Raw genomic sequence first — 13,343 nt, 5'->3', positions numbered from 1 at the left:
GTGTCTATTTATAAATATTAGGTCAATTATGTTGTTATGTTTGGATGTAGGTAATACACATATGTTATGTGGAGTCTTCTCCAAAGATAAGCTTATTTTGCGTTTTCGCTATGCTACTCCTTTATTGGGGACAGCCGACCAATTCGGAATTTTTTTAATAAATATACTTAAATACAATAAGCTAGACCCTTTGAAAATCAAAGCGGTTGCGATCTCTTCTGTGGTTCCAAATTACGATTATACGGTGCGACATAGTTTTTTCCAATATTTTAAAGATGCTGATTATTTTATCTTACAGCCCGGCGTTAAAACGGGTTTAAATATCCGTTGTAAAAATCCAAATGAGGTTGGGGCTGATAGGATAGCCAATGCCATAGGAGCGATTGCTATTTTTCCTGAAAAGGCATTGATTGTTGTAGATATGGGTACAGCTACGACTTTATGTGCTATTACCAAGGATCGAAATTATTTGGGCGGCGCTATTTTACCTGGTTTAAGACTTTGCATGGAAGCCTTAAAAAATAATACTGCTAAATTGATGGCTGTGGATATAGAGGCTCCAACAAGGTATATGGGCAGAACAACGCGCGAAAGTATACAAAGTGGTCTTTATTATGGGCATTTAGGAGCACTTAAAGAAATTATTTTAGGATTTAAAAAAGAAGTTTTTTGTGGTGAAGTTGTTAAGGTAATTGGCACAGGTGGTTTTGCACAGCTTTATGAAGATACCGGTTTATTCGATACACTTATTTCGGATTTAGTTTTACAAGGTTTACGAAAAGCATATGAATCTAGGCACATAGAAAAATAATTGAGTTGTTAATTTCTGTTGAAATTGTTATTTATTCCAGCCTAAAAAATTGTAAATATAAAAACGAAGTATTCCTATATATTCATGAATTGCAAAATCATTCATTGCAAAATTATATCCTAATGGATATTTAGCCACAGGGATAGTAATAAAATCTGAAGCGACGGGTTTAGGATAAATGTTAAAAAAAGAAAAATATAAGAGTGCGCGTTTCAAAACTAATCCAGAGCTAACTAGTAAAATCCGTGCATTATAATGTTTTTTTAAAAGATAGCTTGAAAATCTAGCATTTTGAAAAGTATTTTTACTTTGAGTCTCCAATAGAATATCTTTTGACTTGATTCCTAAAGATAATAAATTTTCTTGATAGGTTTTTGCTTCTGATTTTCCATTATTCAACGGGTCGCCACCACTTATTAGAATATGACAGCTTGCATTTGTATTTTTACATTCACGATAAATGATTGCAGTTTGCAAAATTCTTGAAAATGATAATATGCTGGGTTTTATTTCATTTGATCTTGGATCCTTACTGGTTCCTGCACCTAATAAAATAATAATATTCGTTTTTTTCCAGTTGATGGGTGAAGTTTGACTATAAGGTAATTGTAAGTTGTGTAATAAATAAGCAGGGAAAAAGCCATTACCTATAAGAATATAACTTGTAATTAAAACTGATCCAGTTACTAAACTAGTTTTTCTAAAATTAAATAGAATGAATAAAATGCATAATAGCAATAGCAGAAATAGAAAAAACGTTGACATAATTAATTTCTACTTATCATGAAATAATCTAAAGCATATATTAAAGGTAATAAAAAAAATAGTTCAACTGGAATTCTTGACTCAATTCTAAAATTATGAATAATAGCGACTATAGCAAACAGACTATATCTTAATCTTGTTTAATTCAAAATTGGTAGGGATGTAAAATATGAAGCTAGTAGAAGAAAGTTTTAAAAGGAACTTTGTTGAAAAAAATAAGAATTATCTAAGTAAAAATAATTTTTCTTTAAGTTGTTATCTTTCAGAAGTTAACAGACAATCTTTACGCCAACTTTTGATTGCCTTTTTGCGTGAACGTGTTTTAGAAAATTTTTATCAGGCTGGAAATCTAATTTTTAAGCTTCCTCGCTTAAATGCATCTATCTGTGTTAGTCAAGTAAAGTTAAATTCTTTGTTTCGTTTTACTGAATTTGAGAAAGTTTATTTGATTGACAGAAAAAAAAACATAACGGAACTAATTACCGATCCTATTCACTTACTTGAAATAGTTAAAACAGAGTTAGATACACTATTTGATTTAGAACAATGGGAAAAAGTTACTAAAGAAGTTAATAATCATATTCAAAATACAATTTTAATTACTCGACAAAAAGATAAGTTAAGAACGGAGTTATTTCCGTTTTATTCAGAGACTCACAAAAATTACTTTACTGAACTTTCAGAAAAAAATAAGAATTTATTAGATCATTCTTTCAAATTTGAACAATTATCTTTTAACGGTCATCCTTATCACCCTTTTGCTAAAACAAAGGTAGGGTTTTCTACTGATGATATTCTTAGATATACAACTGAATTCAGACCAAAAGTATTTATTTTATTAGCCGCGGTACGTAAAAAATCAATGTGCATGGAAACAACGCACTCAAAATTTGTTTTTACCGAATGGTTTTCTGAGTACTATCCTAATGCATGGAATTCCTGGATTAATGAACTAAAGAAAAATAATTTAAACCAAGAAGATTACATCCCTTTTCCAGTTCATCCTTGGCAAGCTGCAAATATTGTAAGAAATTTATTTGCTGATCATATTATAAGTAATGATATTATTTTGTTCGATAACGTAGGAATAAGTGCGAGTCCAACTTCTTCTTTTCGTACGTTGGCTCCCATTGAAAATTGGTATGCGCCCTATATCAAATTACCAATTGGAATTTACGCGAGTGGGGTTTTTAGGGCACTATCAGTTAATTCTATTAAAAATACCCCTAAAATTACGCACATTATGAAAAATATTTTAATTAAAGAACCTCATATATCGGAAAGACTTGCAATTTTACCCGAGGTTTGCGGACTCTATTTAAACGCTGTCGACAACGACAAGGCACGACATTTCACGGTAATTTTTCGAGAAAATGTTATTAATTATCTTTCTAATGAAGAAATTGCAGTTGTTGTTTCTGCTTTATTTGAAAAGTCATTGGAGAGTAATAGTAGCTTATTTATAGAGCTCATAAAATTAGCTGGGTGTTTGGACTACGAAGGGGCATTAAACTATTTTAATCAATACGTCGATCTAGTACTTGGAAGCTATTTAGATCTTTATTTAGTATATGGCATAGCTTTGGAAGGTCATCAGCAAAATACTTTAGCCATTTTTCAAAATGGAAATATTAAACGTTTTATTGCCAGAGATTTTGATGGAATAGAAATATTTGCAGATAGCTTAAACTCGCATGACCTTACTTTAACTGATCGTTTATCTCCTCCTTTTGTAACAGATAATAAAATAACGGTGAGAAATCAATTATTACATACAGTATATCAGCTGCATTTAGGAGAATTGGTGTTACTATTATCTGCGCACTTTCAATGCGAAGAAAAAAATTTTTGGACAATAATTCGAAATAAAACAGAAGAAAGATTCGACATTTTAAAAAAACGCGTCGATTTAGTTCGATGGGAAGAAGAATATCATGCTATATTAAAAGCTGATTGGCCTGTGAAAGCATTGTTTCGTATGCGTTTGGAAAAACAATATGTTCGTGAAGGTATATTTTCTTATATATCGAATCCTTTAGCTGCTTAACTGATGCAAGAGAGAGTTGGTGCTTGGCACGCACAGGCACGTCTGGTTATTTTTGCTCAATTTATTATTATTTTAGCACTTGATATGAGCGATCCTTATTGGCCGCTTATAATATCTTCTGTGCATATTCTCAATCCTCGTGCACTGCAGTATTGGAGTGGAGCTATTTATATGGCGCCATTATTAACAATGATTTTCACCACGTTATTATGGATAAAAATAGGAGAACGAGTTGGTTATAAAAAAATGATATTACGAGCAGGGTTGGTTTTGGCTGCTACTCAATGGAGTTTGTTTTTTTTTTCTAATCCTTGGGCTATTCTTGCTATCAGATTATTACAAGGTGGTTTAGCCGGATTTTCTACAGCTGCTCAAGCATGGTCACTCTCAATAGCACCAACTAATACACATAGTCAAATAGTTGGGCGTCTACAAGCAGCCACAGCCATGGGAAGTATTGTGGGTCCGGTATGTGGTGGACTTATTTCCCATTATTATGGGTATTTATCGATTTTTATTACGGCAGGTTGCGTGTGTTTATTACTTACGCTTATTTTAGCTAATTATCTTCAAGAAAATTCTGCTCAATCGATACCTTCTTTAGTAAAAAAAACACAAAAAAATTTTTTTCTTCCTGAGCCCAGTAAAAACCTATTACTTCTATTAATATGTAGTACGCAAATTGCTCGCTGGATGTCAACACCTTTTTTTGCTTTATATGTAGCACAACAATTACATGCTAATAATTTAACATTAGGATTGATCTATGCGAGCATGGCTTTGTCGATGTCTTTGATGACATTAACTTTAGGAAAAACTATCGACAAACAATTCAGTTGGCATGGCTGGGCAAAAATATTACTTATTATAGCTTTACTCTTAAGCGGATTATCACAATGGGGGTTTGCCTTTATTACTAAGTTGTATCCTGCTTTTGGCCTAAGTATACTTTGGGGATTAAGTTTAGGCGTTATAGCAATAATTCTATTTAGTTTTTTATTAAATGATATTAGTGATAGTAATAGAGTAAAAGCAGTAGGTCTCGGAAACACGGCATTAAAATTAGGAAATTTGCTCGGAATTATAGCAGGTACTTTCATACAAGCAGAATCAATGCAAGTAGGTGGTCACTTCATAGTAAGTTTTGTGGTGATAGGCTTTTTTTATTTTGTTTTGGCAATTATAGCAGGGTATTATAAATAAAATGAATTTTTAAGATCATCAGTAAAAATTGTTACAGGATTAAGTCTGACTGCTGAAACCAATAAGTTAATTACCCAAATCCTCCTTTACGAGATATTCAATTTCTTAAGGAAAGAAATTATTTTTGTAATTAATGATTAAATGCACCTTAAATTAGGAAGGTTATATTAAAGATATTAAGATAGAAAAACAGGGAACTCATCTTTATTTACTATGTCAAATACGTGTTATTTGCCTATTTATTACGAATTTATGAAAGCTATTACTAAACAATTTTCATTTTTTTTTATTGTAGGCGCACTATCAGCATTAATTCAATTTTCAATTTTAATAAGTTTTGTTGAGTTTCTCTTTATAAAACCAATTTTAGCTTCTACTTTAGGTTATATTGCCGGGGCGTTAATTAATTATACTTTGAATCATTATTTTACTTTTAAAAGTAGTCTATCTCATAAGAAATCTTTAGTTAGATTTACATTAAATTCCTTGTTCGGACTTCTTCTTAATTTTTCTTTAATGAAAATTTTGTTAACTTATTATGCTTATATTATAAGTCAAATTTTAGTATCTGGAGTTATTTTATTTTGGAATTTCTTAATTCATCGATATTGGACTTTCGGCCCCAAAAGGGAAGTTCCATAAAAAGATATGTGTTTTGTTGAAAAAGCTAAATAAAGTTATTTAAAATTTTGGAAAAAAGGATTAACTTCTTTACAATTATTCTAATTAAACTGGCTAGTTATTTGAGATTAATTATAGCTTTTATTGCATTTCTTTATGAGACTATGATTAGCAAAACCATTTTATTTGAAGGTCCTGAGAGGTTATTTTATTTTTAGTTTATGCAATCGTGCAGCTTAGGTATTATTGGCGAATATCTGGAGGAGCTTTTAGCGTGATAAAAAACAGACCTGTTTATTTCATAAGAATTATTTTCTAAATGATTTTGCTGTTTGAAAACGCACTATTATTTTTTAGTTTTACCCATTTTTTTTCGGGCCATGCTATAAGCAATTGCCACGGCTTGTTTTTGAGGCTTTCCAGCTTTAATCTCTTTTTTCACATTAGTTGAAAATCCTTTAGAAGTCTTGGCGGCTTTCCCTTTAATAAGAGGCATAAAAATCTCCTTGGATAAAATAATATATTTTTATTTTAGTGAAAAAAAATAGATAAACAAGTTAGAAGAATTTATCGAATTAATGGGGATAATTCGTATTTATAGGTAAAAGATTAGGCGCTAAAAATATTTAAAAGATTTTTTCTGATGGTGGGCCGTGATGGGATCGAACCATCGACCAATAGATTAAGAGTCTACTGCTCTACCAGCTGAGCTAACGGCCCAAAAAATGGGGTGAACGATGGGGATCGAACCCACGACAATTCGGCATCGAATGTAAAAAAATGTTATAAATCAATGTCCTACGATACTTTGCTTAGCTAAAATCTTACACAAAGCCACCTTAATTTAGGCGCATTCTATCACGTCCTGGTAAAGTTTTGGTACTTGGAATTTAACTTAGGACAAAGATACCATTTCTCACTTAGCATCAAAAGGCGCAGATGTTTGTTGCCTCAAACTGCTAGCAGTACCAAATTTTTTATTGCTTTAAGAAAGTATTAGGGGCTTACCAGTAGTGAGCATCGCTGATATTTTTACTCGATAATCGAATTATAGCAGAGGAGCCCCCTCATTGTTAAAAGGGCGGGGGCGCTAATCGTAAAATTAATAAAGCTTTTTGGTGTTGAAACATTTTAGATACCCCGTAGTTTTTATTTCTAAATGTAGATGATTTTATAAAGAAAATACTATAATTTGTATTTGAAAATGTACTATATTGTTTTATAATTTTAAGTATAAAAATTATTTAATTTTTTTTTAAAAAAATATTATTTATTATTAAGGATAATTACAAATGTATATAGGTATATCGAGATTTTTTTCAACAACTACAAAAAATATTATAGGGTATGGGGCAGGAAAAGTTGATATAAAATTCATAGGAGGAGCAGCAAAATTAATTTTTAGCAATCCCTATAAAAAGAACACTTTAACTTTAAAGATCGTAAAGGAAGCAACGAAGTTTTTGGAAGATTTCAAAAAAGGTGTTTATAACAGTTCTAATATAAAAGAGCTTATTATAGAATTTGATATAGCAAGTAAAGATATAGCATGCGCGGGCTCTTACTTACCAGAGCTTATGTTACCAGATGATCTTGATCCTTTGCATGATAACAGCCCTTTTGTACTTTTATCACAAACACTTGGTAATTTGGATTTAGTGCCGACAAAAGCTATTATTGACCGATCCCTTATCGGGGCTGGGGTTGAATTGGCACTTAAATGCAAACAAGTTGTGTGGCAATATCCGGATACGACAACTATTTTCCTTCCGCATTTAAGAATTGGAGTACCATATCATACGTCCGGTCTTTTTACATTATTAGATTTTTTGGGGCCTTGTATGCTTACTCGTTTAATGATCGTTAACCGAGCGGTATCTGTTAAAAGAATTTTAGAAGAAAGAAAGAGCGCTGAATCTCTTACGGAAGGTGATGAAATGGCTTTAGAAGTAGAAAAGTCAATTCATCAACTCGAAATGATTAGTCAAGGAATTGCTGTTGAATACGATACAGAATATCACATAGTAAATAATAGAACAGGGAATCTGCAAGAGTTATGTAAGGCATTGCAACGCCAAATTAGCTTATATCATAAATTTCCTTTATTGAAAGAAGCCCCAAAGGAAGAATTAGAAATTATAAATAATCTAAGAAAACTAGCTTGTACTGAGCGTTTAAAGGAATCAGTAAAGCGACATGGTGATCTGCCTAAGGATCTTAATAATTCTGCTTTATCTTCTTTTTCTCTATGTAATAGGAAATAAATTTTACTACAATCTAACATTAATTAATTTAATGTTGAATTTCATTTCGAATAAAAAATTAACATTAACATATATGCTAAGATCTGGAAAAAATATAGTTAAGCATCTTTATGGAAGAAAAACTAGTGCTCAACTTTTCAATCGGCTGGGAAAATTAGATAATAATTTTTCCAGAACAGTCTTAGAAATCGGGTATGGTTATTTTTGGAATATGCCTGGATTAACTTTGAATGAAAAAAGTTTGATAACAATTTCATCCTTAATGGCGCTTAAAAAAGAAGAGCAGGCTGAAATACATCTTAAGGGTTTTTTTCATACAGGAGGAGATATAGACACAACTATATTTCTTTTAAGAAAGACAGGAGAATTATGTGGTGCAATACCTAAAGAAAAAGGAACCAACGCTTTATGTTCAGTTTTAGCAATGTTAAACTATAATGAAGAGATGATTAAGAACATTAAGAATATTATTGATTTAAAAAAAGATAAAAAAATATTTTTAACATCAAGAAATGAAAAATTTATTTCTTTATCGATGCAGGTAAGTTTGGGTTGTCAAGAGAAAGTAAAAATAATATTAAGATCAATATTGGATGAAAAAGTATGTAATGAAAAAGATATAAAAAACCTTCTGATGCACTTAATTCCCTATTGTGGATTTCCAGCATCCATGAATGGATTTTCCGCCCTAAAAGAGATAGTAGAGAAATTACAAGTATCAAATGATAATATCCAAAAAATGAATAAATAGCAGTAGAACAAAGCTAATCTATCATTTACAAAGAAGTAATTAGAGCTACCTAAAAAAGTTTAAGGATTTTTTGAGCTTAATTTTTTATTAGAGAATTAAATATTATTTAAATAATTTATAGAATGATAAATTTTTTTAATTCCAAAAATCATCTTGTAATCCTTCAAATATACCTGTGTTAATTTTTAACTATCACTTAAAACACATAGATAATAATGGATAATATGAGAATTATAATCAATAAAGTCATTCCTCAAAGCATAACAGCCTGAGCTACCGCTGCGTGGCGTAAGGCTTTAAAGCGTGCAGGACTAAGCAACTTTCGTTGGTATGATTTACGTCATACCTGGGCATCTTGGCATGTAATGTAACCCTTATACTAGCTACAGAGACAGGAGCGGTTGGTCTTCTTACGAAACGGTACAACGCTATGCGCACTTAATGGGAGACGCGGGCAGGAATCCCGCTAGGGGATGAGTGCGCGTCGGACGCCGGACGGTCGCGACCTAATGATAGTCGCGTAATGCGAACAAATTTCGGTGACACGATGGCCGAAATTTTTCGTGAGCATAGCGACTCACTCGAATTTGATCGTCTAAAAGAAACCGCGGGTCATGTGACTGGTACAAAATTGGTACACTCGGCAGGACAACCCTTGAAAAATGGGGTGAACGATGGGGATCGAACCCACGACAACCGGAATCACAATCCGGGGCTCTACCAACTGAGCTACGTCCACCATTAAACATAAGAATTCATTAGGAATTGGTGCGCCTGGCAGGACTCGAACCTGCTACCCTCGGCTTAGAAGGCCGATGCTCTATCCAGATGAGCTACAGGCGCTTTCCTGAAAATTATTATCTTATAATAAAAGTTTAAATAACAAGGCCTGTTTCTTAAAAATCTAAAACTAAATTTCTATAATATGCTTATGTAAGTTGTTGTATCCTTGAGTGTTTTAGTAAGGCTAAAAATAATATCAAGATATCCATCTTACTTAATTGATATAATAAATCATTGGTTTTAATGATTAAAATTAAGTATAACTACAAAAAATTTGGTCGGGGTAGAGGGATTCGAACCCCCGACATCCTGCTCCCAAAGCAGGCGCGCTACCAGACTGCGCTATACCCCGTAACCCATCAACTTACGTTAGAGTTGGCTTAAGTCACTCTATAAAGCAAAAACTTGCACCAACTGCGGGTAAGGATAATACCTGCGCAATCGATTAATATCAACTGGTCTATTCATTACAGCTAAAGCTTGCATTCAATAAACATAAGTTATTTTATTTAGTTTTTGGTGGGGAGTTAATTTTGTTAACTTGAATTAAAATCTCTTCAGCTTTAGAAAAATAGATTTAAAAATAAGCATGTTTCGTATGTTATACTAGTAAAATTTTTTTTAGAAGAGGCGTTAATAGGCCTCATGAGAGGGTTTATGCCCGTATTCACTCAGTTTTCTTTACTAAAAAATCGACGATTTTTACCTTTGTTATTAGTTCAATTTTTGGGCGCATTTAATGATAATGTCTTTAAAAACGCGCTAATTATTTTAATTACTTACCAACTCATCACGCAATCTCTATTGTTGCAACAGCTTTCAGTAACCTTAGCGGCTGGATTATTTATTTTACCTTTTTTCCTTTTTTCAGCATTTGCAGGGCAATTGGCCGATAAACTAAGCAAAAGATACTTAACAATAATAATTAAAGGCTTCGAATGCTTATTTATGTTATTGGCAAGCTTAGGGTTTTATCTTCATTCAGTAAGTTTATTGATGTTAGTATTATTTATTATGGGCATGCATTCAACTTTTTTTGGACCTATAAAATATGCTATTTTACCTGATCTTTTAGAAAAAAATCAGTTAATCGCCGGCAATGCATTAGTAGAGGCTAGCACGTTTATTGCGATCTTGATTGGAACTATCTTAGGTGGATTGTTAATTGCTAATCATACTGATCTAAGAGAGATTTCAATAGTCATAATCTCTATTGCGGGGCTGGGTTTGTTTGCCAGTTTTTACATTCCGGTTACTGATAAAGCCAACCCGAATTTAAAGTTAAACTTGCATTTTATTAAAGCCTCATTACAGATAATTAAGCAAGTAAAAACTGAAAAAAAGGTTTTCTTAGGAATACTCGCAATTTCTTGGTTTTGGTTAATTGGCGCTACGTTTCTAACTCAGTTTCCTAGTTTTACTAAGAATATTCTGCAAGCTGATGCTAGTGTAGTGACACTTTTTTTAATTATTTTTACCGTGGGTGTTGCTTGTGGTTCATTAGTTTGTAATCGTTTATTGAAAGATAGAATAAGTATGAAATGGATACCCATGAGTCTCTGGCTGATGAGTATTTTTATTATTGATCTTTATTTTGCTTCCAACCATTTACTCCATAACTCTGAAAAACTGACTAATTTTTCAGGTTTTTTTAATTCATTAACTCATTGGAGAATATGCATAGATTTGTTTGGACTTTCTGTGAGTGGTGGCGTTTATGCTGTGCCTTTATATACCTTAATTCAAACAGATACTGCTACTGAACATCGCGCAAGAACAATTGCCGCTAATAATATAATTAATTCAATATTTATTGTTATCTCCAGCATCATTATTGTTTTTTTACTTAAAATTGATTTGAGTGTCATACAGATTTTTTTATTATTAGGGATCATTAATACCGGATTGGCTATTTATGCAACAAGACTTATACCCCAAGGATTGATTAAACCTCTTTTACGAAAGATATTAAGATGTCTTTATGATGTTAAGTTAAGTGGCTTTGAGAATTATAAACAAGCAGGTGAAAGTGTCGTTATTGTTGCAAATCACACTTCTTTTTTAGATGTTGTTTTACTTTATGCATTTTTACCTGATGAGCTTCTGTTCGCGATTAATAGTTTTACATCACGAATTTGGTGGATACGACCTTTTTTATATTTTTCTAAAGTATTTGAATTAGACCCATTAAATCCATTAGCAATCAAGACTTTAATCAAAGAGGTAAAAAAAGGACAAAAATGTGTGATTTTTCCGGAAGGAAGAATTACCACAACCGGTGCGCTAATGAAACTTTATGAAGGTCCGGGATTGATTGCTGATCATGCCAAAGTTAATTTACTGCCTATCCGTTTACAAGGGGCGCAATATACTCCTTTCTCCCGTTTACGAGGTAAAGTCCAAATACGTTGGTTTCCAAAAATTTATATTTCAATTTTGCCCCCCAGAAAGTTTATTGTTGATCCTAATATGAGTAGTCGAAAAAGAAGACAAGTTATTAGTAATCAACTTTATGACATGATGGTAGAGATGTTATTTCGAAGCACAGATTATAATAAAACTCTTTTTCAATCTTTATTAGAAGCGAAAGAAATTCATAAAGGGCCTACAAAAATATTAGAAGATATTACACGAGTAGCTATTAATTATAATCAATTAATAACACGATGTTTTATTTTAGGTCCTTATATTTGCCGTTACACCAACTATCAGGAGACGGTGGGGCTTTTGTTGCCTAATATGACGAGTGCAGTGGTTAGTTTTTTTGCGTTGCAAGCGTTTGGTAGAATCCCTGCTTTGCTAAATTATACTGCAGGTCCTCTGCAAATAGATTCTGCCTGTAAAGTTGCACAAGTAAAATGTATACTTACTTCCAGAAAATTTATTGAAGTTGCTAATCTGTTCCAAGTTATTAACCGCTTAAACGAAAAATCTATCCAAATTATTTATTTAGAAGATTTAAAAGAAGAAATTAATTGGAAAGACAAATTACGCGCAAGTTTTTTTAGTCGATTTCCGCAATATTATTATTTTAAAAAATTAAAAAAAGGAACTAATCCACAAGATCCAGCAGTTATTTTATTTACTTCTGGATCAGAAGGTGAACCTAAAGGAGTAGTTCTTAGTCATAAAAATATACAAGCTAATCTTGCGCAAATGACGACACAAGTGGATTTTAATCAGCGAGATATTTTCTTTAGTTCATTACCATTATTTCATGCTTTTGGATTAACCGCATGCATCATTTTACCTATCTACCATGGAATAAAAGCTTTTATTTATCCTTCTCCCCTACATTATCGTAAAGTTCCTAATATGATTTATGAATGTAATGCGACTATTATGTTTGGAGCAGATACTTTTTTAGCAGGCTATGGTCGGTATGCGCATCCTTATGATTTTTATAGCATACGTTATGTTTTTGCTGGTGCAGAAAAATTAAAAGAAAAAACACGTAAATTATGGATGGAAAAATTTGGAATTCGTATTTTTGAAGGTTATGGTGTAACTGAAGCGTCACCAGTTATTTGTGTTAATACGCCGATGCAAAACAAACCAGGTACAGTAGGAAATTTTTTACCAGGTATTCGTTATGAAATTGAACCGGTTCCTGAAATTAAACAAGGAGGACGTTTATTAATATCCGGTCCTAATGTGATGTTAGGTTACTTAAGTAAGGAGCAGATAGGTGAAATTATTCCCCCCAGCCATGGATGGTATGATACGGGAGATATTGTTGAAGTCGATGCAGAAGGGTATCTGACTATAAAAGATAGAGCCAAACGCTTTGCAAAAATTAGCGGAGAAATGGTTTCTTTAACAGCCATAGAAAATGTAATTTATGAAATATGGCCTGATAAACACCATGCAATACTCAGTGTTCCAGATGCTAAAAAAGGAGAACAACTTGTTTTAATCACAGATTATAAACTTGCCACTCGGCCTTTGCTTATTAAAACATTTAGAGAAAAGGGATTATCTGAATTAAGTTTACCGAGAAGATTATATTTTATGGATAGTATGCCCTTATTAGGTAGTGGTAAGATAAATTATATTGTTGTTAAAGCTTGGTTAGAAAAACAAACTTAAAATTAAAAG

9 protein-coding genes, 4 tRNA genes and 1 pseudogene are annotated in these 13,343 nt (G+C 32.3%); 8 read left to right on the top strand and 6 right to left on the bottom strand.

Annotated features, from left to right (window positions below):
- The first annotated feature begins 28 nt into the window (after window positions 1-28).
- Window positions 29-811 (top strand): type III pantothenate kinase, encoded by a 783-nt coding sequence (locus AAHI99_RS06710; RefSeq protein ID WP_342227495.1) that lies wholly within the window; start codon window positions 29-31, stop codon window positions 809-811.
- Between the two features lie 27 nt (window positions 812-838).
- On the opposite strand, the gene AAHI99_RS06705 is transcribed toward AAHI99_RS06710, so the two are convergent.
- Window positions 839-1,576 (bottom strand): YdcF family protein, encoded by a 738-nt coding sequence (locus tag AAHI99_RS06705; RefSeq protein WP_342227494.1) that lies wholly within the window; start codon window positions 1,574-1,576, stop codon window positions 839-841.
- Between the two features lie 169 nt (window positions 1,577-1,745).
- Between AAHI99_RS06705 and AAHI99_RS06700 the strand changes: the two genes are divergently transcribed.
- The 3 genes from AAHI99_RS06700 to AAHI99_RS06690 all read left to right on the top strand — a co-directional run bounded on the left by AAHI99_RS06700 (window position 1,746) and on the right by AAHI99_RS06690 (window position 5,468).
- Entirely contained in the window at window positions 1,746-3,623 is a 1,878-nt protein-coding gene (locus tag AAHI99_RS06700; RefSeq protein WP_342227493.1) for an IucA/IucC family protein, read from the top strand.
- 3 nt (window positions 3,624-3,626) lie between these two features.
- On the top strand, window positions 3,627-4,826 hold the full coding sequence (locus tag AAHI99_RS06695) for an MFS transporter (protein WP_342227492.1): 1,200 nt from the start codon (window positions 3,627-3,629) through the stop codon (window positions 4,824-4,826).
- Window positions 4,827-5,078: 252 nt separating this feature from the next.
- Window positions 5,079-5,468, top strand: coding sequence for a GtrA family protein (locus AAHI99_RS06690; RefSeq protein ID WP_342227491.1), 390 nt, complete (start codon window positions 5,079-5,081; stop codon window positions 5,466-5,468).
- Between the two features lie 325 nt (window positions 5,469-5,793).
- On the opposite strand, the gene AAHI99_RS06685 is transcribed toward AAHI99_RS06690, so the two are convergent.
- Entirely contained in the window at window positions 5,794-5,943 is a 150-nt protein-coding gene (locus tag AAHI99_RS06685; RefSeq protein WP_342227490.1) for a hypothetical protein, read from the bottom strand.
- Between the two features lie 148 nt (window positions 5,944-6,091).
- Window positions 6,092-6,167 (bottom strand) — tRNA-Lys (locus AAHI99_RS06680).
- Window positions 6,168-6,739: 572 nt separating this feature from the next.
- Here AAHI99_RS06680 and AAHI99_RS06675 point away from each other — a divergent pair.
- The 3 genes and pseudogenes from AAHI99_RS06675 to AAHI99_RS06665 form a co-directional block, all read left to right on the top strand.
- On the top strand, window positions 6,740-7,711 hold the full coding sequence (locus AAHI99_RS06675; protein WP_342227489.1) for a hypothetical protein: 972 nt from the start codon (window positions 6,740-6,742) through the stop codon (window positions 7,709-7,711).
- 73 nt (window positions 7,712-7,784) lie between these two features.
- Window positions 7,785-8,462, top strand: a complete 678-nt coding sequence (locus AAHI99_RS06670; RefSeq protein ID WP_342227488.1) for a carboxymuconolactone decarboxylase family protein — start codon at window positions 7,785-7,787, stop codon at window positions 8,460-8,462.
- Between the two features lie 281 nt (window positions 8,463-8,743).
- Window positions 8,744-8,939, top strand: a pseudogene (locus AAHI99_RS06665) (site-specific integrase); the annotation flags it as partial.
- A 186-nt stretch (window positions 8,940-9,125) separates the two neighbouring features.
- On the opposite strand, the gene AAHI99_RS06660 reads toward AAHI99_RS06665, so the two are convergent.
- The 3 genes from AAHI99_RS06660 to AAHI99_RS06650 form a co-directional block, all read right to left on the bottom strand.
- Window positions 9,126-9,201, bottom strand: a tRNA-His gene (locus tag AAHI99_RS06660).
- Window positions 9,202-9,228: 27 nt separating this feature from the next.
- A tRNA-Arg gene (locus tag AAHI99_RS06655) sits at window positions 9,229-9,305 on the bottom strand.
- A 215-nt stretch (window positions 9,306-9,520) separates the two neighbouring features.
- Window positions 9,521-9,597, bottom strand: a tRNA-Pro gene (locus AAHI99_RS06650).
- A gap of 305 nt (window positions 9,598-9,902) precedes the next feature.
- Between AAHI99_RS06650 and AAHI99_RS06645 the strand changes: the two genes are divergently transcribed.
- A complete protein-coding gene (locus AAHI99_RS06645; protein WP_342227487.1) occupies window positions 9,903-13,334 on the top strand; it encodes an acyl-[ACP]--phospholipid O-acyltransferase in 3,432 nt (1,143 codons plus the stop codon).
- Window positions 13,335-13,343 lie beyond the last annotated feature (9 nt).

The organism is Rickettsiella endosymbiont of Rhagonycha lignosa, assembly GCF_964031165.1.
Taxonomy (GTDB): domain Bacteria; phylum Pseudomonadota; class Gammaproteobacteria; order Diplorickettsiales; family Diplorickettsiaceae; genus Aquirickettsiella.
The sequence above is the reverse complement of the archived record's forward strand: the minus strand, read 5'-3'. Positions and strand labels throughout refer to the sequence as shown.

What these genes read in the sequence shown, in the direction of transcription:
- AAHI99_RS06675 (WP_342227489.1), top strand. Translation starts at nt 6,740, where the DNA reads ATGTATATAGGTATATCGAGATTTTTTTCAACAACTACAAAAAATATT.
- AAHI99_RS06695 (WP_342227492.1), top strand. Translation starts at nt 3,627, where the DNA reads ATGCAAGAGAGAGTTGGTGCTTGGCACGCACAGGCACGTCTGGTTATT.
- AAHI99_RS06700 (WP_342227493.1), top strand. Translation starts at nt 1,746, where the DNA reads ATGAAGCTAGTAGAAGAAAGTTTTAAAAGGAACTTTGTTGAAAAAAAT.
- AAHI99_RS06710 (WP_342227495.1), top strand. Translation starts at nt 29, where the DNA reads ATGTTGTTATGTTTGGATGTAGGTAATACACATATGTTATGTGGAGTC.
- AAHI99_RS06670 (WP_342227488.1), top strand. Translation starts at nt 7,785, where the DNA reads ATGCTAAGATCTGGAAAAAATATAGTTAAGCATCTTTATGGAAGAAAA.
- AAHI99_RS06645 (WP_342227487.1), top strand. Translation starts at nt 9,903, where the DNA reads ATGCCCGTATTCACTCAGTTTTCTTTACTAAAAAATCGACGATTTTTA.
- AAHI99_RS06685 (WP_342227490.1), bottom strand. Translation starts at nt 5,943, where the DNA reads ATGCCTCTTATTAAAGGGAAAGCCGCCAAGACTTCTAAAGGATTTTCA.
- AAHI99_RS06690 (WP_342227491.1), top strand. Translation starts at nt 5,079, where the DNA reads ATGAAAGCTATTACTAAACAATTTTCATTTTTTTTTATTGTAGGCGCA.
- AAHI99_RS06705 (WP_342227494.1), bottom strand. Translation starts at nt 1,576, where the DNA reads ATGTCAACGTTTTTTCTATTTCTGCTATTGCTATTATGCATTTTATTC.